At 49.5% G+C, this 22,626-nt stretch carries 22 protein-coding genes and 1 riboswitch; of the genes, 9 read left to right on the top strand and 13 right to left on the bottom strand.

Going from position 1 to position 22,626, the window contains the following annotated elements; all coding sequences use genetic code 11:
- Window positions 1-118: 118 nt before the first annotated feature.
- Window positions 119-307, bottom strand: a complete 189-nt coding sequence (locus NSQ38_RS01895; protein WP_017690840.1) for a hypothetical protein — start codon at window positions 305-307, stop codon at window positions 119-121.
- 399 nt (window positions 308-706) lie between these two features.
- Between NSQ38_RS01895 and NSQ38_RS01900 the strand changes: the two genes are divergently transcribed.
- From NSQ38_RS01900 to NSQ38_RS01910, 3 genes are read left to right on the top strand one after another with little or no spacing between them, the layout of a single operon-like run.
- Complete coding sequence (locus NSQ38_RS01900; RefSeq protein WP_338590579.1) at window positions 707-982, top strand: transposase; 276 nt, start codon at window positions 707-709, stop codon at window positions 980-982.
- 11 nt (window positions 983-993) lie between these two features.
- Entirely contained in the window at window positions 994-1,146 is a 153-nt protein-coding gene (locus NSQ38_RS01905) for a hypothetical protein (protein ID WP_338590577.1), read from the top strand.
- A gap of 28 nt (window positions 1,147-1,174) precedes the next feature.
- Entirely contained in the window at window positions 1,175-1,513 is a 339-nt protein-coding gene (locus NSQ38_RS01910) for a hypothetical protein (RefSeq protein WP_338590575.1), read from the top strand.
- A 289-nt stretch (window positions 1,514-1,802) separates the two neighbouring features.
- Here NSQ38_RS01910 and NSQ38_RS01915 read toward each other — a convergent pair whose 3' ends face one another.
- Together NSQ38_RS01915 and NSQ38_RS01920 are read right to left on the bottom strand one after the other, a co-directional pair.
- Complete coding sequence (locus tag NSQ38_RS01915) at window positions 1,803-3,164, bottom strand: nucleobase:cation symporter-2 family protein (protein WP_289391047.1); 1,362 nt, start codon at window positions 3,162-3,164, stop codon at window positions 1,803-1,805.
- Window position 3,165: 1 nt separating this feature from the next.
- The gene (locus NSQ38_RS01920) at window positions 3,166-3,753 is read right to left on the bottom strand and encodes a xanthine phosphoribosyltransferase (RefSeq protein WP_036613196.1); all 588 of its coding nucleotides are present in this window, start codon (window positions 3,751-3,753) and stop codon (window positions 3,166-3,168) included.
- A 300-nt stretch (window positions 3,754-4,053) separates the two neighbouring features.
- A riboswitch (purine riboswitch) is annotated at window positions 4,054-4,153 on the bottom strand.
- 271 nt (window positions 4,154-4,424) lie between these two features.
- On the opposite strand from NSQ38_RS01920, the gene mscL reads away from it, so the two are divergent.
- Entirely contained in the window at window positions 4,425-4,919 is a 495-nt protein-coding gene (gene mscL, locus NSQ38_RS01925; RefSeq protein ID WP_249913043.1) for a large conductance mechanosensitive channel protein MscL, read from the top strand.
- Between the two features lie 241 nt (window positions 4,920-5,160).
- On the opposite strand, the gene NSQ38_RS01930 is transcribed toward mscL, so the two are convergent.
- Window positions 5,161-5,463 (bottom strand): hypothetical protein, encoded by a 303-nt coding sequence (locus NSQ38_RS01930; protein WP_339786601.1) that lies wholly within the window; start codon window positions 5,461-5,463, stop codon window positions 5,161-5,163.
- A 79-nt stretch (window positions 5,464-5,542) separates the two neighbouring features.
- Between NSQ38_RS01930 and NSQ38_RS01935 the strand changes: the two genes are divergently transcribed.
- Window positions 5,543-6,235: an NUDIX domain-containing protein gene (locus NSQ38_RS01935; RefSeq protein WP_339786604.1), complete on the top strand. Its 693-nt coding sequence runs from the start codon at window positions 5,543-5,545 to the stop codon at window positions 6,233-6,235.
- 269 nt (window positions 6,236-6,504) lie between these two features.
- Here the strand turns inward: NSQ38_RS01935 and NSQ38_RS01940 are convergent, their stop codons facing one another.
- On the bottom strand, window positions 6,505-7,311 hold the full coding sequence (locus NSQ38_RS01940; RefSeq protein WP_101315035.1) for a TrmB family transcriptional regulator: 807 nt from the start codon (window positions 7,309-7,311) through the stop codon (window positions 6,505-6,507).
- Window positions 7,312-7,384: 73 nt separating this feature from the next.
- Window positions 7,385-8,200 (bottom strand): zinc ribbon domain-containing protein, encoded by an 816-nt coding sequence (locus NSQ38_RS01945; RefSeq protein WP_315939146.1) that lies wholly within the window; start codon window positions 8,198-8,200, stop codon window positions 7,385-7,387.
- A gap of 349 nt (window positions 8,201-8,549) precedes the next feature.
- Here NSQ38_RS01945 and NSQ38_RS01950 point away from each other — a divergent pair, with 349 nt between their 5' ends.
- From NSQ38_RS01950 to NSQ38_RS01960, 3 genes are all read left to right on the top strand, one after another.
- Entirely contained in the window at window positions 8,550-11,132 is a 2,583-nt protein-coding gene (locus tag NSQ38_RS01950; protein WP_339786607.1) for a UvrD-helicase domain-containing protein, read from the top strand.
- Window positions 11,133-11,152: 20 nt separating this feature from the next.
- Window positions 11,153-11,470, top strand: a complete 318-nt coding sequence (locus NSQ38_RS01955) for a hypothetical protein (protein WP_339786609.1) — start codon at window positions 11,153-11,155, stop codon at window positions 11,468-11,470.
- A 93-nt stretch (window positions 11,471-11,563) separates the two neighbouring features.
- The gene (locus tag NSQ38_RS01960; RefSeq protein WP_076332722.1) at window positions 11,564-11,932 is read left to right on the top strand and encodes a hypothetical protein; all 369 of its coding nucleotides are present in this window, start codon (window positions 11,564-11,566) and stop codon (window positions 11,930-11,932) included.
- A 93-nt stretch (window positions 11,933-12,025) separates the two neighbouring features.
- Here NSQ38_RS01960 and NSQ38_RS01965 read toward each other — a convergent pair whose 3' ends face one another.
- Together NSQ38_RS01965 and NSQ38_RS01970 are read right to left on the bottom strand one after the other, a co-directional pair.
- Window positions 12,026-13,096: a Gfo/Idh/MocA family oxidoreductase gene (locus NSQ38_RS01965; protein WP_047840275.1), complete on the bottom strand. Its 1,071-nt coding sequence runs from the start codon at window positions 13,094-13,096 to the stop codon at window positions 12,026-12,028.
- A gap of 47 nt (window positions 13,097-13,143) precedes the next feature.
- Window positions 13,144-13,620: a GNAT family N-acetyltransferase gene (locus NSQ38_RS01970; protein WP_017690853.1), complete on the bottom strand. Its 477-nt coding sequence runs from the start codon at window positions 13,618-13,620 to the stop codon at window positions 13,144-13,146.
- A gap of 261 nt (window positions 13,621-13,881) precedes the next feature.
- Here NSQ38_RS01970 and NSQ38_RS01975 point away from each other — a divergent pair, with 261 nt between their 5' ends.
- Complete coding sequence (locus NSQ38_RS01975; RefSeq protein WP_339786612.1) at window positions 13,882-14,940, top strand: copper amine oxidase N-terminal domain-containing protein; 1,059 nt, start codon at window positions 13,882-13,884, stop codon at window positions 14,938-14,940.
- Between the two features lie 641 nt (window positions 14,941-15,581).
- Here the strand turns inward: NSQ38_RS01975 and NSQ38_RS01980 are convergent.
- The 5 genes from NSQ38_RS01980 to NSQ38_RS02000 form a co-directional block, all read right to left on the bottom strand.
- Window positions 15,582-15,983: a RidA family protein gene (locus NSQ38_RS01980; protein ID WP_339786615.1), complete on the bottom strand. Its 402-nt coding sequence runs from the start codon at window positions 15,981-15,983 to the stop codon at window positions 15,582-15,584.
- A gap of 233 nt (window positions 15,984-16,216) precedes the next feature.
- On the bottom strand, window positions 16,217-17,191 hold the full coding sequence (locus tag NSQ38_RS01985; RefSeq protein ID WP_339786618.1) for a M15 family metallopeptidase: 975 nt from the start codon (window positions 17,189-17,191) through the stop codon (window positions 16,217-16,219).
- A 405-nt stretch (window positions 17,192-17,596) separates the two neighbouring features.
- Window positions 17,597-18,409 (bottom strand): hypothetical protein, encoded by an 813-nt coding sequence (locus NSQ38_RS01990; RefSeq protein ID WP_339786621.1) that lies wholly within the window; start codon window positions 18,407-18,409, stop codon window positions 17,597-17,599.
- A 46-nt stretch (window positions 18,410-18,455) separates the two neighbouring features.
- On the bottom strand, window positions 18,456-21,659 hold the full coding sequence (locus NSQ38_RS01995; RefSeq protein ID WP_339786624.1) for a DEAD/DEAH box helicase: 3,204 nt from the start codon (window positions 21,657-21,659) through the stop codon (window positions 18,456-18,458).
- 205 nt (window positions 21,660-21,864) lie between these two features.
- On the bottom strand, window positions 21,865-22,284 hold the full coding sequence (locus NSQ38_RS02000) for a chemotaxis protein CheW (protein WP_249913036.1): 420 nt from the start codon (window positions 22,282-22,284) through the stop codon (window positions 21,865-21,867).
- Window positions 22,285-22,626: the final 342 nt, after the last annotated feature.

The raw sequence follows: 22,626 nt of genomic DNA on the forward strand, positions 1-22,626 counted from the left end.
TAGGTGTACTCCCATATATATGCAGCAGGAACGCAAAAAAAACCGCCTGCCGGAGCTTATCGCCCGGGAGACGGTTCTATTCATTATCGGAACAGTATAATCAGAGTTGTGTGTTGTTTCAGGACACGGAAGAATCCATCTTGACAAGCTCATGCTCAACCACAGAAGTCAATTCTTCCTCGTATCCACCCGTAATCCGGTATTTTCTCACGTACTCCTTCACGAATTTTTTTGGATCTTTAGGACGGAAAATCCGAGTCATTTCCCTCAAACTTTCTTTGACCTCATTGTGACCTTTCGTTGCCATTGTAATTCCCTCCCAAAACGTTGAAAGTGAATGCTCCGTTTAGAGAATGCCGAATAAGTCTTAAATGCCATCCATGAAGTTGTGTGCGCGGCTTAAAGCAAGCTTTAGGTCGGGAACCTCGCTAGAAAGCAAGTACCTGACACTATAAATACCCGATATGATTCGGAATGAATCATAATCTTATTGTAGCATATTCGGAAGTATCTTACGACTTGACGATTTCCTCTAATAAATATAACGGTTTTCATGCCCAAAAAGTTTAATTCCGAATCATATGTTACGATTGCCACCATTCTATACGGAATTAATATATCCAGCATAACACTGAACTATTCGGGGGATATTATCACGGACAACCCATACAGTTAAATTACTGGTATCCAAAGGAGGCGCCGTTTCATGGAACGCAAAGAACAGGATATGCTGCCCCTCTCACATGAAAAGGTGGAAGTCGACGGAGTATATATCAACGAAGCCGGACGTGAGGAACATTTGCACCGCGGGCAACACTTCCCGGCTGATCCCGTTCTCGGCAAGTCAGAATGGAAACTGACCGAATATGCATATGATAATCATCACGAAGGACGAACCGATGAGCGGTTGGTTCCCAAAGAAAACGACACCGATAAAATGGGCAAGATTACAAACCCTCGCAGACAGATCGAGGGCGGATAACGATTTCGTTCTTGCAACGTTTAATCGTAACGACAACAGGGGCAGAGCAAGCTGTACAATGGCTTGCTCTGCCCCTGTTTGCTTTTTCCTATGTGTTGATTCCCATCCGTTCACAGGCAAATAAATTCATCGGTTCAGTTCTGTCCATCTCTCTCATAACCTAGTTAAAAAGGACAAAGGAGGCTGGACCGGATGTCCCCCATGAAATCGTCTAGCGGTCTGGATGAAAATATTGCTGGCATGCTTTGTTATCTGTTTACCTTTATAGGCGGGATTGTCTTTCTCGCTGTGGAGAAGCGGAGTCGGTTCGTGTTATTTCATGCGCTGCAATCTGTAACGGTCTTTGGCATCATTATGGTCGGGCATGTATTATCGGCTTTCCTTCCGTTGTTTGGACCACTGGTGGCATCGCTGTTATCCCTGCTTGGTGTGGTGGTCTGGCTTATTATGGTCGTCACCAGTCTACAGGGGAAGTGGCTGAAGCTGCCGTGGGTTGGCGATTTTGCAGAGAAACAGATGCGTCATCTGTAATTTGAGGAAGACATGATTCAAAAGAAAAGACGATCCATCCCCTTTCAAACGGGGTTTGGATCGTCTTTTGATTATATGTCCCACTTCAACGGATCTTCGGTGTTTCACATATAAAGAGGGCTTGTTCATGCGCTTGAACATTCATAGCATAAACGATGTATGTCATAAACCATTCATGCTGTATATCTTCATGATTAATCTGATTCATTATTCATCTTGTGAATCATCTATCTATAACAGTTAACATAACAATCCTGCTGGATGATAATCCTAGCCTACTTCGGCTAATTTAAGCTGACTTGCCCGTCTCTCCAAGGATGGCATCTGCTTGTTGTTCAGCCATCTTGGCAGCCGTTTCCTTGGTACCAAGACCATTGAACAGCAGGTTCATGAAGATCGCCGTGAAGCTACCTGCAATGATACCATTACCGAGCATAATCTGAGCCCAGGCCGGTGCACCTGCGAACAACTCAGGTACAACGGTAACCCCAAGCCCCATACCTACAGAACAAGCGATGACAAACAGATTCTCATGTCGGTTCAGATCGACCTGACTGCCGATAATCCGAATGCCTGATGATACCACCATGCCAAACAAGGCCACCATCGCTCCGCCAAGTACTGCCCCTGGAACGAGCTGTGCAAGGGCTGCAATTTTTGGTACAAATCCAATGACCACAAGGATTCCACCAGCCACCACAATGACATCACGTGTCTTCACACGTGTCATCTGTACCAGTCCTACATTTTGCGAATACGTTGTATACGGGAACGAGTTGAAAATACCACCTAATACAATGGCTAGACCCTCCGCACGATAACCACGGGCAAGATCCTTGGAAGACAGGTCCTTGTCCAGTATTTTGCCCAGAGCCATAAATACACCTGTGGACTCGGCCACGCTGACAATCGCCACCAGAATCATCGTCAGAATAGGTACAATCTCAAACGTAGGTCTGCCGAAGTAAAACGGCTGAACAACGTGGAACCAACTTGCATCGCGAATAGGGGCAAAGTTCACTTCACCCATAAACCCTGCTGCCACTGTACCTACCAGCAGACCAATCAGTACCGAGATGGAACGGATAAAACCTGTAGTGAATCGAGTCATTAAAATGATAAAGAGCAGCACGCCGAAACCGAGTAACAAGTTCACTCCGCTGCCAAAATCTTCTGACCCCTGACCGCCGCCCAGATCGTGGAAAGCAACCGGAATCAAGGTTAAACCGATGATCGTAACCACCGAACCCGTAACCACTGGCGGAAAGAGCCGAATAAGCTTCCCGAAGATTCCGGAGAATATCAATACGAACAGCCCTGAGGCAATAATTGCTCCGTAAATGGCAGATACCCCACTGTTCATCCCGATTAGGATCATCGGAGACACAGCCTGGAATGCACAGCCGAGCATGACAGGCAGCCCTACGCCGAAATATTTATTTCCCCATACCTGAAGCAGTGTAGCCACACCACATGCGAGCAGGTCAATGGCAATCAGATAGGTTAGTTGTTCCTGTGTAAAACCCAATGCGTTACTAACGATCAATGGGACAACGACGGCTCCTGCATACATAGCAAGCACGTGCTGTAGTCCGAGGGAGAACGTTTTGATTGGATGCCGATGCCGTTGAAAAATACGTTCGCGTGCCATATTAGTTCGTGCCCTCCTCGTCCGCAAATGTAACCTGTCCATCCGACAGTGCCCCGATGCGAACCAGCGATTCCACACGGTATCCTGCTTCTTTCAGCAAGCGACCTCCCGGCTGGAATGCTTTTTCAATAACAATACCGATACCCACCACTTCGGCTCCAACTTGCTCCACAATGCGAGCTAGACCAAATGCTGCTTCACCATTCGCCAGAAAATCATCAATGATCAGCACGCGATCACCAGGCTTCATGAATTTCTTGGCAACGGTGATTTCATTGGTCTCCTGCTTCGTGAAGGAGTAGACCTTCTCTACCAGAATGTCTTCCGTCAGTGTGAGCGACTTCTGCTTCCGTGCAAAGATCAGCGGCACGTTCAGCTCCAACGCGGTCATGATGCCCGGTGCGATCCCTGACGACTCAATTGTCAGCACACGTGTGATATTCTCACCTTCAAAGCGGCGAATGAATTCTTTACCTACTTCCTTCATCAGAACCGGGTCCATCTGGTGGTTCAGGAATGAATCCACTTTGAGTACTTGCTCGGACAGGACGATACCTTCCTGTCTTACCTTGTCTTTTAACAATTGCATTGTAATTCTTCCCCCTGAATGCCCTCCGCACAGAATCCCACATGCTCTTCCAATCGCATGGTAAAAAAGCAAAAAGCCCGCCTTTTCACACGCTGCGGAATAACCGGAGACGGGAAAGACGGACTTGTACGTATATGGACAAGCCGTATGGATACTACAAGTGTAATGGATGGACAGAATGACAGGAGTTCAGTCCTGTTGTGAGAAACTCTAAACAGTGTAATCAGAAACAGATAAAAGCCACTTGAACCTGCTCTTCAGTCAAACTGCCTGAGAATGATCTCATGCCAACCATACAAAACATTGCAACATCTTTCCCGTAGTCCGATCATTCCGGTGATCAGGTAGAGACATGCAGGCCTATTCCTGCACATATACGAGTAACGGCATATTTAATTTTTTGGCTCCATGATTCGTTACAATGTATGATCGCGAACCTGAATGTAAAAGGTTAAACATAACTGACAATGTTAGAAGTATACCGAATCGACGGCATGAAATAAAGAAGTATTTTCATGGAAGTTGCGGAAACTTGTCTTAATTTGCAAACAGGGGGTGATTGGAATCTATTTTTTATGTACAATATGAGAACGGAAGCGCGGATCTGAACGGAGAATAGATGGAAACGCGACCTATATTTTGAATCGAATGATCAAAGGAGATATGCAAACATGAAAGGCGTACTTAAAGAATTCAAGGAATTTGCCGTCCGCGGCAACGTCATCGATCTGGCGGTCGGTGTCATTATTGGGGCTGCTTTTGGTAAAATCGTCACGTCCCTTGTGAATGATATCATCATGCCTCCGGTTGGAAAACTGCTGGGTGGAATCGACTTCAGTCAGAAAATCATCAACCTGGATAGAGACATGAAAACAGCAAACGGACAGGAGATCACCACACTTGCTCAAGCCAACGAAGCCGGGGCTACCGTGATTGCTTATGGTCAGTTCATCAACGTCATGATTGATTTTCTTATCGTTGCGTTCTGTATCTTCATGCTTGTGAAGGGCATCAACTATCTCAAAAGCAAAGAACACAAAAAGCCCGAGCCGCAAAAAACGACCAAGGCTTGCAAGTATTGCCTATCAGAAATTCCAGCCGCAGCTACCCGCTGCTCGCACTGTACTTCAGAACTTGAAGCAGAAGGAACCGGCGCTCTAGCATAATCACAATGAACGTATAAAGACGCACCGAGTTGAATTACGGATATAAAACCTGATGCGGGGGACAACCTCTTACTTGCTAGGGTGTATGTATGAAAAGCTAGCCATATGGGCTTCATTAACAATGGTTGCGTAGCTTAAAGGTTTGATGGTTCCACCGTAAAGGTGGGGCCTTTTTTCGTGCCTAACATACATGTGTTACACGTGCTCCCCCATGAATGTCATTTGCGGCCATGCTCATGAATTAGAAGCGGCGTGGCAGCAAATGCTCCAGGATCGACTTCAGATCCTTATCTTCTTTGTAAACTTCTTCTCCAGTATCAAGCTCTGTCACACGAATATATTCAAAGTTTGCCGAAGCATCCACTGGCTTGAACAACAATTGGGCCTCATCTTCCAAACGTACATTAAATCCCATATCCTTAAACATGCTGCTTAACTGACTGTTAGCCGGTTCCTGACCTTGCCCTACAAAAATAAGTCCTCTAAGATTTTTACGTTCCTGAGGTTGCGGATAAATCACCTGAAAGTGTACAATGCATTCCATACGATCGTTCCCCTTTCGTTTAAAACATACTTTGTGAAATTTTGAACTTTAAAATCTGCTATATAAGGAGATACGTTTCATGACCCCAGAACGTTTCGACATTTATGACGATCAGCAAAATTGGATCGGCACTTCATTACGCAGCGAGGTCCATGCCAAAGGATATTGGCACCGTTCATTCCACTGCTGGATTGTGCGCGACAACGGCGAACAACGACAGGTCCTTTTTCAGCGGCGGCGTGATATTAAGGATACCTTTCCCGGATGTTACGACATTACAGCAGCAGGCCATCTTACCGCAGGTGAACAACTGCAAGACGCCAGTCGTGAGCTGGAGGAAGAACTGGGTGTGAATACTCCATTCGAGGCACTAACCTATCTACTCACGGCTACACAGCAGCTCCAAGGAGAGGTGCGTGGTGTCCCATTCATAGATCGGGAATTCAGCGCCGTCTATGGATTATGTCTGAACCAGCCGCTCGAAGCCTACGTTCTGCAGCCCAGCGAGGTGGATAGCCTGTATGAAGTGCCGCTGGATGATCTACTCGCTATGTTCCGTGGCGAGATCGACGTCATCCAAGCTACTGGAGTTCAGACTCAGCCATTGATATCACCACCACATTCCATCGGTCATAAGGACCCGTTAAGCGATCAGGCAGCTGATGAACCGGAACGTATCGTTCGCGAGATTCGGGCAACGGAATTTGTACCCCATGGTACAGCATATTATACGGATGTGCTTGAAGCTCTATATCACGTGCCCAAAGAGTGATCATGTACGATCCTGTTCAACCCGATCCAGTTCAATCGAATGTTCATAGCTTCATTTTCTCAAAAATAGCATAACTTCATACCTTTACTATCGACTTGACTGGAAACAGATGCTGTGACGAACATCACTGTCATATCTCAAACCAGCACAAACAGGCGTCTGCCTCCGGGCAGCGCCTGCTTTATGTACACACGTATTCGTTTCATCAAGATAGATACCTTTGTGCTGGCATGTTCACTCCATCAGAGGTGAATTAGTCGCCGATCTGTCTAGCTCTGGTCACCTTCTCCTGAAGGAGAAGACCAATAACGCGCAGAGAGTTCTTCGTACCGGTGCCCATAGCGGGACTCCAGTTCCTCCCCCATATCCTGTTCCAGTTCGTACAACACCAGCTCTTGAGCAAAATGATTCAGCAGCAGTCCGGTCATCACCGGATGCTCCGTCACCACTGCCTGTGTGGCGCATGATTCCCCGCGCATGCCCAGCATGCACCAGCGGCGATCAACCACCAGGGAAAATTTCCGACCATTACCTGTACCATACATAGGCAAACCCGGCCAAGGGACAGGCTGATCAAGCATGCCTTCGCCACCATCACACGACCATAACAGCCGCACACCCCGAGCTTCAGCCTGCTGTAAGTCATTACGCAGCAGTTCTGCCTCTTCACGCCAAACGTCCACAACAATCTCATGCTGAGCCTCGGCCAATTCACGGCTCAGATTCTCAAACACATTTTTGTCCCCTTCGACGTTATAGAAGACCGGCTTCTCCGGTTCACTCTTGGGCATGCTGCTCTGAACATAATCCAGAGAGGTACGCATTTGATCGGAGATCATACGTGTCATCTCCTCCGGCTTCAGCACACTATACTTCGCCGGTTCCCCCGGACTACACCGCAAGAACCCACGCTGTTCCAGCCGTTGCAGGGTCGCATATACATTGGAACGGGACACGCCCAGCCGCTTCGCAACCTCATATCCTGAGGCTGATCCCTGACGAGCGAGTTCCACCATAATTTTAGATTCCATCTCGGTAAACCCGAGATGACGCAAATGATGCAGCAGTTGGTCCATATTCCCGTCCCCCCATGCTGTCAGCAACCCGCACTGCCTCACACTGATGCGGCAGTGCTTCTACTGCATCAGATCAGATCTGTTCGGCACCACAGCGCGGGCACCACTTCGACCCTTTGGGCAGCTCGGCTGCACAAATCTGACAATTCACCATTTCACGTGATACTTCGGTCTGTACGTCCACCGTGTTCACGATCGGGTTGTTTTCTTTCCAGTAGCGGATGCGTTCGTCCAGTTCCTGCTGACGCTCACGTTCCCGTTGCATCTCTTCATCTCTGCGACGTTCCCACTCCGCATCAAACGCTTCCTTTTCTTCCTGGGTAAATTCCGTACTGTTATATTCCGATTCCGTTTCCAGATCCGCTATGGACGGAATGACCGTATGATACGGCTCGTCTTCCTCCAGTTCCAACTCAGGTGGCGCATCGTAGAAGTCCGGCTCTTCAGTTGGGGTCTGAGCTACAGCTGCCTCCTGTCTTGCGGCTGTGGTGGCTCCTGCGACTCCTGCTGCTCCTACTTTGGGCGCTGCAGTCTTGAGTTCACCCAACTTGCGTCCGCATTTAGGGCAGAAGTTGGCATCCAGGGAAGCGACGTGTCCACACTCGCACAACCGTTCGTTCTTAAGTTGTGCAATCTTGTTGCGCAGACCATCAATCTCGTCCTGCAATTCGTCGCAGAGCTGCGACAGATCCACCATTTCTTTTTCCGCACGCGTCATATCCTGTGCCCGATAACCCTCATAGAAGATGCGACCCATATCTGTAAAATGGACTTCCTGTTCCTGTTGCAAGCCCACAATCTGGTTGTTCAGTTTCCCAATCTCAACGGCGTGTTGGGCACGCTCTGTTGCTTTGTTCGCTCCGTCTTTGATGCGCTGAAGTAGTTTCATGACCATTCCTCCTCTGTCCCGTCAAAACCAATATTATCATTTCTATTTAGTAGTAAATTAGCATATTACATCCTTCATGCAAAATGCTCAGGCATATAACTTATACGATATCATGCCAAAAAGTTGCGTAATCTCGTGCAGGTGCCCGTTTTATACCGATACTGGATGAAATCGGGGGCTTTCGTCAAGACCATATGTTCGGGTATAATGAAGCTTTGACCATACTTAACCGCCTGATTAGGCGACTAACTCTATCATACCAATTTACAATGTGATTGTGAAAAGGGCAAATGGTTTACTTTTAGCCGGGATAGTCCTATCCCTGAATGCATACAGAGGTGGATGAAACATGTTAAGTCCGAACTCAACGTTCTACCCCCGTCCGCTCGGGGTTACCCCGGCGGCGTCCCTGCCCCAGTCCCCGTCTGCTCCGCTGGAGACCAGTCGGCAACTCGTGGGTAATGAGCAACAGGATGCCTTTTATTTTCGTTCTCTGGAAGAGGCAGGCATCAAGTTAAATGCACCACAAATCTCGGCAGTCCGTCACGGCAGAGGACCGATTCTGACGCTTGCCGGAGCTGGTTGTGGCAAAACCACTGTGCTGGCTGCAAGAGCCGGTTACCTCATAGAGGTCAGCGGCGTACATGCAGGCAGTATCCTGCTGGTGACGTTCACGAACAAAGCCGCCACCGAGATGAAAGACCGGATCGCGGCTTTGCCAGGTATACGCCCGGCAGCCGCGAGAGCCGTGCAGGCTCGTACCTTTCACTCTTTTGCCCTGACATTATTGCGTCATTACGGTGTGCAGGAAGAGATCTTTGGCGAGTCGCGGGCTCAGCATACGGTGCTGAAGATGCTTTTGCGCCAAAATGGCATGAGTGAAGCCTTCCAGCCTGAAAGTCTGCTGGCCATGCTGTCCGCATGGAAGATGCAAGGATCGGAAACAACCGACCTGCCTGAAAAATCGCAGGAAGAACGCGATGCCAAGCGTGTTCTGCTTGGTTACGAAGCCTGGAAACAGGATCGGGGCAAAATGGACTTTGACGATATTTTACTGCGGGCAGCCGCCCTGCTTCGTGACCCTGCTGTTCTGGGGCCGCTTCAGAAGCGTTTTCAGTACATTATGGTTGATGAGTTCCAGGATACCAACCACCTACAGTATGAAATTGTGCAAAAACTGGCTTCCGCTCACCGCAACCTGATGGTTGTGGGAGACGATGACCAGACGATCTATACCTTTAATGGCGCACGCCAGGAATCGATTTTGGAATTCGATAAAGTATACCCCGGTGCACGCATTGTGACGCTGGATATCAATTATCGCAGTGATGCACGCATTCTGGGACTCGGAAGTGAACTGGTCGCCCGCAATAAACGCAGACGTGACAAACGGCTACGTGCCGCCGGAAACCGTGGAGATGCGCCTCGTTTCGCTACACCTTCCAATGCAGAGGAAGAAGCGGCGTGGGTTGTAAACCAGCTGTGCCAGCAGGTTGAAGAAGGACAACACACCTATCGTGATATTGCGATTCTTCACCGGACAGCAAGCAGCAGCCGGGCTGTATTTGAGCAACTTGTGTTGAAAGACGTGCCTTTTGTACAGCATGGTGCTTCCCCGGTGTTCTATGACCAGTCTCTCATCAGACCCCTGATGGATCATCTGCGTCTGTCCCTTGATCCACGTGCCATGGATGCTCTCCCCAGTGCATTGGGACCGCTCTATGTGTCACGTGATGCGGGTCTGGAGTGGATTCAGCGCTGTGAACAACAACAGGCGAAGAAATATCCGCTTATTCATTTGGTAAAATGGGACAAGCTGAAACCGTTCCAGCAGGAACAGGTCAAAGAACGTATCAAGCTGATCAAATCGCTGCACAAACTAAAGCCCATCATCGCCATTCAGGAGATGCGCAGGCAGTTCTACGACAAGTATATGGAAAGTGGTGATCCCAGCATCTTCACCCATTATAAGGAAACGATGCTGGAAACCCTGGATGAATTCGAAGCTGCCGTCAAAAAATTCGAAACCGTGGAAGAGTTCATCCAATTCGCGGATGAGCTCTCCCGCAGACACCGGGAGATGGAATCTCTGCGCCGCGCACAGGACAGTGACGCAGTGCAGCTGATGACCATTCATCGGGCCAAAGGACTGGAGTTCCCTTGTGTGTACTGGATCGGAGCCAGTGAAGGCATTGTGCCCCACAGTACAGCACTTCGTCAGGATATCCCTGAGGATCAGAAAGCTGCGCTTGCTGTGCAACAGACAGACGCGGAGCTGGACATGGCGCTGGAGGAAGAACGCAGGCTCGCTTACGTTGCCATCACACGGGCCAAGCAGTACTTGTATGTCACCTCACCGGCAAGTCATCACGGAAAACCAGCGGATGTGTCCCGTTTCCTGCTTGAAGCCTTCGGCATGGAAGTTCCGGACAAACGTAAACCTCGTGAGGAGAGCCGGACGAGCAGTCAGGCTTCATATAGTAAAGGCAACGGACAGTATGCCCGCTCGTCCGGCTCAGGTGCCCGTTCAGAAGGTCGGGATGTGGCACAACGTCGTGCCATCAGCCACAGTGACCGTCGTGACTACGAGGTTCACAACGAACGTGATGAGGATCGCTTCGGTGAACGGCGTGGCAGTGGTGAAATTCGCAACCATAAGGCGTTCAGCACCACTGGTGTGAGACCGACAGCTGCGAGTTCCTCCAGTTCACAGTCGTACACTTCAGGTTCAGGTAATGCTGAGCGTACGGAGACCGTTGCGGTCTGGAAGTGCAGTTCATCCACCTGTAAAGCGTGGCTAAGACAGAAGCCGGCTGTGCCTTCAAAAGCAACCAAGAAGGCATCCACGGGCCCTCCCTCCTGTCCCCTGTGTTCAGGATCGATGGAGGCCGGCACCCGCCAGGTGCCCGTAACGGGGAGATTTGGGAAATAACTCAAAGGAAGAGGTCCCTTATGGAGTTAGACATGATTATTAAAGAGCGGATTCAAGAAAGATTCGACACCCTACAGGAATTGTACGATATGTGGTTTACCGAAAATCCGGCTTATATCGCTCCCAAAGAAAAACTTTTTCCACAAGCACATATTGAAAGACTTAGAACCATTACTTATCTATTAGATAAAGGGTTCATAGTGGTTCATCCCGTTAAAGATGAACCATCACTCGTGTCAGTTAGCATCACAGTAGATGGAATTGATTTTTTTGAACAAAGTCGATTAGAAGGTAAAGGCAATGGCTGGTCATATGTGACTGAACATATTGATGAGTAATTAATACGAGCATACAAGCTCGTTTCAGGGCGCTTTTTGCTGTTTATTAACAGTAGAAGCGTCTTTTTTCCATTTCAGAATGGGGGTTGGATTATGCAGGACGACAAACAACATCTGTATGTATCGGTAACTCATAACCTGATTGAACGAACAAAGAACGAATCTACACCCTTTGAAGTGTTGGTGGATGACGGGCAGTTGGGCCGATTAAAAGATCTGATGAAGGTGCTGGAGGATGACGATGCCTATACCTTGCAACGGGCGCCGGTACCCTACAAATCAGCAGACCACGATGAGGCAACAGAGCAATTTTCGGATGGCATGACCTTGCTGTATACCTTTCTGTATGACCATGGTACGCCGGATACCCGGCAGGCAATTGAGAGCATGAACGTGCTTCCAAGGCTGCAGGATACGGATTATGATGACCCTGGATACGAGAATTCACCACTGAATAAATGACCTGATGCCAAAAAGCATGCGTAACCGCAGATCACGCGGAAGACGCATGCTTTTTAAATATGATGAAGGACAACTGCCATGTGTAAAATGATCTCAATCCAGACGAATTTCCTGCCCTTTCTCAGCGGATTCGTAGATTCCGCACAACATGCGCGTGGAAGCCACACCATCCGCAATTGGGCTGATCGGCTCTGTACCGTTCAGACAACAATCCACAAAGTGGTCAATCTGGTTCTGGAATGCACTATGAATATGGAGACCCGTATTGTCCGTCTGGGGTTCAATATTCAGGATGGTATTATTTTTCTCCGTGACGATCAGTGTCTCCGGCTCCAATTCGAACCCACCACGCTCGCCGTATAATTTCACCGAAGATTCATCTCCGCGTGCATGCAGGGTAAAGCTCACATCCACCGCCAGCGAAGCCCCGTTTTCAAACCGAATAAGTGCATTCGCCATATCTTCCACGTCATTCACAGCTGCGCTGTAGTCGGCTGCTTTGTAAAAAGAAAGATGTTCGATATGGGCACGATTGCCCAACTTCCGATACGTATTACCACTGACCGAAACAGGTTTCGGCCTGCCCATGAGGTACCAGCATTGGTCGATAATATGTACGCCGAGATCAATCAGGGGGCCGCCGCCGGAACGGCTTTTATCAGCAAACCAACCGCCTGGATTGCCATGACGCCGCAGAATGGAGGCTTTGGCATAATACAGTTCACCAAACTCCCCGGCATCAATGAATCTGCGCATCATCTGCATATTGTTATCATACCGACGCACAAATCCAACAATAAAGGTACGTCCGCTCTTCTTCACCGCTTCTTCAATCCGCAGCGCATCTTCCACATTGGTTGCTACTGGTTTCTCCAACAATACATGCTTGCCTGCCTCCAGTGCAGCAATGGCAAATTCGGCGTGTGTATTGTTCCAGGTACAGATACTGACAGCATCCACATGCGGGTCCTCCAGCATCTCCCGATAATCGGTGTAAACGGATTGAGCATCATACTTCTGTGCCGCAGCCTTAGCCCGTTCTTCGTTCAGATCGCAAATGGCATAGATGACGGCATCCTCGTTTTTGGCGTAACACCTCATATGAAGATCCGAGATTGATCCTGTACCGATCATTCCGATGTGCAACATTTGTTTCGTGCTCATCATCGTCCTCCCTTCCTTTTTCACAACTTCCATAACATCATTATGGTCTAGTCTGCCCGCAGCATGCCTTCGTAAATACCCGGCGTTGAATTTTCAATCTTCACGGCACCCAGTGTCCGGGCATAGAAATCCACAGGTCCCGCTGATCCGATAATCGCATACCCGTAACCGTCCGCCTTCATTGCATGCATACAGGCCAGTAACAGGGCTGTGCCTACACCTTTGCCCCGTGCATCCTGGCTCACACCTGTCGGTCCGAAGAAGTTGCGACATGTCGCTTCGTAACAGGCAAATCCAATCATTTTCCCATGCTCAACCGCAATATAACAGGACACCGGCTGACGTGCAAAAGCAACTTCACATTCATCCACCCAAGCCTGGCTAAAATGTGACCTCACCCAATCCAATACAAGTTGTTTCTCTGGGGCAATGGCTCTTCGAATCACAATAGAGGATTCCTCCAACGCTCTCAGTCCACTCTCTTGCTCCGGTAAACGATAGAGCGCTACCAACATATCACTCATCTAATCCGTTCCTCCTCGTACTTGAATGTGAAATAGGACAAAGGTTTGGCCACTTACCTGAAATTAACCTGATCCTGCTGCGGATAACCTGCAATACAAGCGATATTTCTAATTTAAACTAACCTACCGCTTACATTCATTACATTTCAACTGCAACACTTAGACGATTTGTCCCGTCTATTAACTTGAAACGCGGCCCTAAGGAAGATTTTACCGCGTCAGTACACAGATTAGAAGGGATGAATATTGATGAACAACAACATGAAAAAAGTAAGTGCACTGATGGCCCTATCCATGGCATTGGGTGGTGGAGCCGCTTATGCAGCAACACTGGACAACACAAAACCAGTCCATCAAACATCCGTTTCAGCAGATAGTAACGCATTGAGTGTAGTAAACGTATCCGTGAATGGTGCATCCATCTCCGATGGTTATTGGAACAAGGATGGCAAAGTAGCCATGATCCCGCTGCGTGATCTTACCGACGCACTGGGTATTGAACTTAAATGGAATAAAGAAACTAAGACTGCAGAGCTGACTCGGGGTGCTCTGTGGACACAGGTAATTACAGGCAAGGACCAATATTCCGTAAATAAAATGCTGCTCACGCTGGGCACAGCGCCTGAAATCACAGGCGGCACTTTGTATGTACCTGCTTCTTTTGCCGAAAAGGTACTGCATGGACAAGTGAACACAACAGGGAATCAAGTGACTATTTCCAGTGAAGAGGACGTGAAGACGGTTACTGAACGTGGTGTAATTACCAGAATCTCAAACCAAGATAAATATCAGTCCATCCAGATTGGCGGTGCAGGTACGGAGGGTATTGTGCTTAATCTGAGCGATGAGACGAAATTCATCTCAGTTGAGGGGAAAGAGATTGCACTGACTGATCTGGCCATTGGCATGAATGTGGAAGCTGAGCATTCCCTGATCACTACCCGCAGCCTGCCACCACAAACGCCGACCTATACAGTCACTGTGCTGGATACGGCTACAACATCTGAAGCACAACCTAAAGAGCTTCTGGGTACAGCGGGTACAATTGAAAATGTAACAACAGCTGAAGGCAGCATCTCACAGATTGAGATTACAGGTACACGGTTAACAGAAACAGCTCCTGACCATGTCGTGCTGAACATTGCTAAAGACACGCTGCTCGTGAACCACGAAGGAGAGACGGTGAAAGCTGAAGAACTAACCAAAGGCGCTAAAGTCATTGGATTCTACAGCCCTGTGTTGACACGCAGCCTGCCTCCAATCGGAACAGCTTGGAAAGTGGTTGTTGAAACACCTGCAGCAGAGCTTGAAGCGAAATAATACGGTTAGAAAAACGTCTGGCTGAAACACATGTTATATGTTGTTGCAGACGACCGCGTGCATCGCTTAACGCGGGGTCATGAGTGTGGAGCATCATAAGACCAGCCATCCGCATGTAGCTCCTGGCGCGCAGTGTCATGAGTTTGGTGCATCAAGAGCTCGGCCGTGCGGCCAGGCGGCGAAGTCAATTCAAAATAACCTTATCCGCTTGTCTTTTGACAGGCATGGGTAAGGTTATTTTTTTGGTTTGTTGGTTTTTAGTTTTTAGTTTTTTAGTTTGTTGGTTTTTAGTTTGTTAGAGCGTGTCTAAAAACTGCTTCAAACCGAAGCGTACCTGAAACTTGTCCGGAGCAGACACGTGCGATGTGCGCTGCATACGAAATACGTTCTGTACTGAATGTAAGAGCAAGCGGAGTTAACGCTAACGAATCTGAGGCGTCTTATTCATGGATTTGAAGCACCCGCAGGAATCTAAGGAATCTCAGTCACGCTATGTTTGAATAAATAGCTGTTTATAGCATTTTTATCAGAGTAATTTGGGAAATAACGTGTCTGATGTTCCTTACATTTTAGCAAGAGGACCTTATCGCCAAATAAGACGTCCCGTGTTCCTTAGAAAATCTTCCGGGTATTTGCCAGAATCAACCGGCTTGGGTTTCATCTTCAACAATCGCTTCCACTTCAATCTCAACCATCAATAAGGGATCAATGAGTGCGCTAACTTCAACCATGGTAGCTACAGGCTGGATCTGTCCAAAAAATTCACCGTGCGCCTTGCCAACTTCCTCCCATCTGGAGATATCGGTCACAAACATCCGGGTTCTCACCACATGCGACATGTCAGCCCCCAGTTCTTTCAGTGAATTCTCGATCGTCTGCAAAACGAACCTTGTCTGTGCATACGGATCACCTGCTCCAACAACTACACCATCTTGCATCGCGGTTGTACCCGCCACTTCAATTCGGTTACCTACACGGATGGCACGGCAATATCCCACCAATGGTTCCCATGGGGAGCCCGTAAATACCTGCTGTCTGCTCATTCTCTCGTCCCTCGCTTTGGTTGTATTTGTCTCTTCGGATTAAACATGAATTATATCAGTCTATCATCATCCAAAACAATGGAATGAGGTCTAATTCTATCTTAACTCCATTAACATTTTTGCACAGAAAAAATCCCCTGAATGACTACCCATTGGTTAGATCAAGGACGGTTCATTCGGGGATTTATGAGAATTAGTATTAGTATCTTTTCTTTAAGGATGAAACATCCAAATTACAACTTGATATTAGCCTCATCGAAGTATTCTTCCAAAGTTAACCCACTCTTCGCCACATCCTTTGCCAAATCGGTACCGATGTACCGGATATGCCAAGGCTCATAGACGTAACCTGTTATGTCTTCTTCACCTTGCAGATAACGGATGACGTATCCATATTCTGCAGCGTGTTCAGCCAACCACTGGCCTTCCTTCGATGTGCCAAACACCTCTTCCAGCACATTGCCCACACTTGGACTGGATACATCAATGGCAAGACCGGTCTGATGTTCACTTCTGCCCGGAACAGAGCTTACACGATCCGTGTATTCTTGACCTTTGGTTTTGACATTATTGTTGTAAATGGACACCTGACGCTGATATGAACGATAACCAGACACCGCACGAAGCTCAATACCATCCGCTTTTGCACCTGCAAACAACTTCTCCAGTGCCTCCGCCGCTTCCTTGCGCATATGCCGCTTCTCGTGAGGTCCGTCGAAAGAGAACGGTACATTGGGCTCTACCAGATCGTCCGGCTCATACCCTTCAGGCAGACTACGTTGCTTGTTCACAATGACGGTCATAGACTTGGCGTTGGTCACCACAGATTCTGCATCAATCGTTGTTTGCAGTGCGCTGATACTGCGTTTCTCCATCAATGGATCTTCCGTTGTCGCCCCGTTACCATCGTCTGAAGAACCCTGCTCTTCGCCAGCCGAAGTATTCCCGGACTCACTATCCGTGCCTTCACCGCTGTTGTCAGAAGATGATGTGTCATCCCCCCCAGCATTGTCACCGTCTGCTCCCTTGTCCTCCGTAAAATGAACCGTTGTGCCGTCCGACTCCTGTTGTGTGTTACCTGTTCCACTCGGATTCTGGCTCTCCTCTGTGCCTGAACCGTTCTGGCACGCGGCAAGCAATGCTCCGCATATCATCAATGAGGACAGCATAACCACTATGCGGCGCTGCCTTCCTGTATGTGATTTCATGTAAAAACTCCTATCGCAATAATATAAATGTTATATAGTTCTCTTGCGTGCAGTGTTCCCTGCGACAGTATACCTTAATTGGGAGCGAAGCTCCACCGGTAAAGACCTCCTTTAGAAGAGATCAGAATGAACATATACGGGCTGTACAGCCTGTATGATCGTTTTTTGGACTTTTAGAGCAACATCCCCGTGCTGTACACAATAAAAGTGAAATGGGAATATGCCTTCATATATCCAATATGCAAAAAAATGATTATACCGAGATGCACTTTACTAACTAATGAGCATTTTCAATCAAGACAAAGAGCGTCTTGTACCGGGAAATGAATTAAATCGAATAATGCAACATGCTGCAATAAAAACAAGCAGGGGTGATCTGAGATCTCCCCCGCTCTGATGGGTGCATCATTTGGTTGCCGGGCTGTCCGTCTTCTTCTGGACAGCCTGCCACATCCGCGCGGCTACACGCTCGCGGATCAAATCCAGCCCTGCGGTGGCCGGCACGCCCGGCAGCAGCGCCGTCAGCTCCGGCAAGGCCGGCGGCTTGCCCGGCTGCGCGAGGCGCACCTCAACGGCGCCAAAGCCCGGCCCCGGCTGGTGCATGGCGCCGTCCGCGGCAGCCTCGGCGATCCACTCGCCGACGGCCGCGCCGCCTTCGCCGCCCCGCACTTGCGGGCGGCCAGCCGTTTCCGCTGCGCGGCCGGGGCCGCTGGGATCATGGGCGAGTTCCTCCGCCCATGCCCCCAGCACGCCGGCGAGCAGCGCTTCGCGCGGCAGGCCGGCGTGCGCCAGCTGCAACAGCGGCTCGGCCGCGAGGCGCGCGGCTACGGCGCGCTCAGCGGCCGCGGCATGCGCGCAGCCAGTGTGGCCGCAGGTGCATGCCACGGCCGCGCTGGCCGTTGCTGCGCCTGGCGAGCCATCGGGCGCTTGCGCAGCCGGCAGCAGCCCGGCGAGCTCCTCGGACGCCGGGCCACCGCGCAGCAGGGCGTACAGCGTCAGCGGGCGCTTGTGCAGCTGAGCCAGTACAGCCTCGCGCTGGGCTTCGCTCAGTCGCGCGGGCGTTCCCGTGACCGTGAACATGCCTGCGGCTGATCCGGTCTTGCCCTCAGCAGCGGAAGCGGAAACGGAAACTTCCTGGTCCGCTTCCGCTGCTGTATTGACTTCTGCTGTCCATCCACCGGGGGACATATGCAGCTCGATCTTCCATTTTTCGCTCACAATAATCCCCCTTTCTCAACATCTATATTCCTTTGAAAGTTCAAGGTCACAGCCACGTCTCACCCTGAAGTGAGATTAGACCACGCAGCTCATCATCCGACATCTCTGTCAGCCAATTCTCACCCGAACCAACGACCTGCTCGGACAGTGCCTTCTTGCTCTCAATCAGCTCATCAATCCGTTCTTCCAGTGTTCCCTGACAGATCAACTTATGCACCTGCACGTTGCGATTCTGTCCGATTCGGAATACACGGTCCGTCGCCTGATTCTCAACCGCGGGATTCCACCACCGATCATAGTGAACGACATGACTCGCCCGTGTCAGATTCAGACCCACACCTCCGGCACGAAGAGATAGAACAAACATGGACGGCCCCTCTCCTTTTTGGAAAGTCTCCACCATATCATCTCTTTGCGCCTTCGACACACCACCATGCAGGAAATATGGTTCTTCCTCATATCGCTGTTTCAACCTCGACACCAGCAGATCTCCCATAGCAACATACTGCGTGAAGATCAGAGCAGATTCCCCGTTATCACGGATGGCGTCCAGCAGTTCAAGCAATCGCTCCATCTTACCAGATGCCTCAGCCTTGCCGTGGTCTTTCCGATTACTGTCCGCCAGCACTGGATGATCACAGATCTGCTTGAGCTTGGTCAAGGAGGAAAGAACAATTCCCTTCCGGGCAATGCCATTTCTGCCGTCCAGACCACCCATCAGATCATCCACTACACGTTGGTACAACACCGTCTGCTCCGGCGTCAGGGAACAATAGGATTTCAGTTCAAGCTTCTCTGGCAGATCCTTGCGAATATCCGGATCACTTTTCAGCCTGCGCAGCATGAATGGAGATACCAGTCGATGAAGCTCACGCAAGGATGCTGCATTTTCTTCGGATGGCCCCAGTCCCGTATACCGCTGACGGAACGATGAAGCTGTGCCCAGGTACCCCGGATTGAGAAACTGGAAAATCGACCAAAGTTCGCTCAATCGGTTCTCTACAGGCGTTCCCGTCATCGCAATACGATGAAGTGTAGACAGACGCATCACACTTTGCGCTTGTTTGGTACGGTAGTTCTTAATATATTGAGCCTCATCCAGCACAATGGTGGACCAGTGCAGCGAAGCCAGATCCGGGCCATCTCTGCCTGCCAGATGATAGGTCGTCAGTACAATGTCATGTGTCTGCGCTTCTGCCTGAAAATCATTCCCGTGCAACCGTTGTCCGCCATGATGAATGTACAGCGACAGATCCGGGGCAAATCGCTTCAGCTCACGCTGCCAGTTTCCGAGCAGCGAGGTAGGACACACAATAAGTGCAGGCAGATGAACAGGCTGCTCATTCGTGTGCTGATCCGCCGAGAAAGAATCATCTGATCCATTCAGCAGCTCATTCTCACGTGCTTCCTCTTCAGCCGCCTGGCGTTCCTCGTGTTTGCGGTCCAGCAGACAGGTAATTACCTGAATGGTCTTCCCAAGTCCCATATCGTCCGCAAGACATACGCCAAAGCCCAGCTCACGCATCGCGGATAACCATTGGTAACCTCGTTCCTGATAAGGTCTTAGTTCACCATGCAATTCTGCCGGAACCTGACGAGGCTCAATGCTGCGAAGCACCTGTCCATCGAGCAGGAAAGCGAGCATCCCATCGGATTCGGCGCCAAAGACGGAAAGACCCTTCCATGCGGAATCCTCCCCTTCATCCGCTGCCAGATGCAGCCATTCGGAGAGAGGCATATATTGTTCTTCTTCTTTTTTCATATAACGCAGGACTTGGCGAATCTCTTTTGTATCCACTTCAATCCATTCACCGCGGAACATAACATACGGAACTGTGGATTCAGCGAGCGCTGCCAGTTCCTCCGCCGTGACCGGTTTACCATCCAGCATAGGCTCCGCCTTGAAAGCAACCAATTGCTCCATGCCCAGTGCCGATGTGGCTCCAGGCAACCGCTCTGTTCCCCGATTCAACATCTGCAGACGGAGTCCCGCACGACGTTTCCCGGCACGACTCCACCTTGAAGGCATGAGAACGGTTATCCCAGCCTTCTGCAAACGTGGAACCGCATGCGTGAGAAATTCGAAGAAACCCTGCTGCTCCAGCTTAATTTCCTCTGGGCGAGCGGTAAGCAGCGCCGTCTCCAATTCAGGTGCCAATTCTGCTGCATGCCCGAGTGCCATCAATAATTGCTCTGCCGCCGAGGTATATAACACCTTACCTCGGTCCAGATCTCGCTCCGGATGTGCCCAGATGGTCCGTGCAGGCAACCTCAGGCTTGGTTCCTGCTCACTGTCCACCCAAAAGCTTATTCCCCAGATCGTTTCATGTTCGCCCAGTGGAGGCTCCAAGCGGAGCACCAGCTTCAATTGGCCTTCAGCAGGCGCCATCTCTTCTGCTCCCACGATTGGCATTGACGTTCCACCAACTTCTTGCAGCGTATGAATAAACGCTGTCATATCGTCCGTCGGCCCTTGCACCGTCACAGGACGGAACATCGAGATCAGACTGTTCCACCAGAGTTCGGCTACTGGCGAAGATCCGCGTCGATATGGGGTGCGGTAACGGGACAGTTCACTGTCCATGCCCTCCAGTTCACTTGTCACTACAGCATGAATCATGCCACTCATGAATGAAAATAATACCGCAGCCCCTGCTTCTTCACGCGTTTCCGGTTCCAATGAAGCGTAAGCTCCAGGAGCAGCCAATCCAATCGGAGGCATCGCTTCTGCAAGATCGCGGAAGCGTTCGATGTCCTCCTCCTGCTGCAAGCGTGGCCGCCATACACCTGTTAATGTCTCTTGCCCGGTCCGTCGCCGTGCTCCGGTCTTTGCTGCGAATTCAGCCGATGGAGCAATTGCTCCTCGCAACAGCAGCTCCTGTGTGAACTGCGCTGCTTTGATCCAGTAACGCATCTCTTCTCCAACCTGAATTCCGGCTGCATTTAACAAACGGTCATCCCATTGCAGCAGCAACCTGAAGGCATCCTTAGGCGAGACTGCCAATCCTTCCAATGTGCGCCCCAGCAGCTGACGCCGCTTCGTGTTCTTCGCTTCAGCCGTGTTCCTCAACGGATTCGGCCAGCGCAGCTCCGCAAGACGCAGAGCGGCAGGCTGAAACAGACGACCCCCGTCGCCAAAATTCAACCTTCTTACCACGTGGCTCCATGCATCCACACGTGGTTCCGATGTTTCACCGGAAAAACAAAAAAATACGTCACCAAGCCATACTCCATACAGCGATTGCATCATTAAAGTCTCCCGTCATCCCTTCGCATTGTTACTCTCCATCATATACGAAAATGACCGGATTTAAAAACCTTTGCCCATAAAAAGTGGTTATTTCGATGCTTTGCAGCACAAAAAAATGTCCCTTCTCCCGAAAAGCGGATGAGGAACATTTGGGTAAACCGAAGGATTGTACTGAATATTAAAAGAATAACGGATCGTTATACTACTATGATCTGATCAAGCTGCCCAGTAATACATCCAGGTTCAAAATGCCTGCACGGTGATCTGCACAGAACCCGATTTTGTCAAAAACGCCAAGCATGAAACGGCGGTGTTCCTCAGCAGGTTCCTCGAAACGATCGTAACTTACGACAGAATCAACCATATCGACGATTAGAGGTACAAATCCTCCTTTGTAAGGCACCACAATAATACGTGTAGAAGAGGTATCCTCCTGGTCCGGCATGCCTAACAATACTCGAAGACTCACTACCGAAACGACCTTACCGTACAACGAAGCAAAACCTCTGATCTCCGGACTTCCAAACGGGACCGTAGTCACCTGCACCATTCTGATGATCTCATGAACTTCATCAATTCGTAGTGCAAAAATCTGGTCTCCTACCGAAAAATTAATATATTGCATTCCCTCGTCCATAGTTATCCCCATACCCTCTCATTCCGTATAATCAGACTACTTTCGTCCTATTAGATGTTACTTTGGTGTATCGGTTATTTTTGATCAAATGTTTAGGCTTCAGATCAATTTTGCCAACTTCAACAGACGTTGCATTACGGTTGCTGTCTCGGCTCTGCTCATTTGCCCTGTTGTGGGGGGTGGTGGAAGTCAGTCGTTTTAATATTGAGAGTAAGTAACCTGACATTGGATTGAAAAAATATATTCAAAAAAAGACCAAAGATCAGCTTTATGCCGATTTTTGGTCTTTTTTATCCCCATATATTATGGATCTGTTTCTATGTTTTCAAA

The organism is Paenibacillus sp. FSL R7-0313, from assembly GCF_037969885.1.
Taxonomy (GTDB): domain Bacteria; phylum Bacillota; class Bacilli; order Paenibacillales; family Paenibacillaceae; genus Paenibacillus.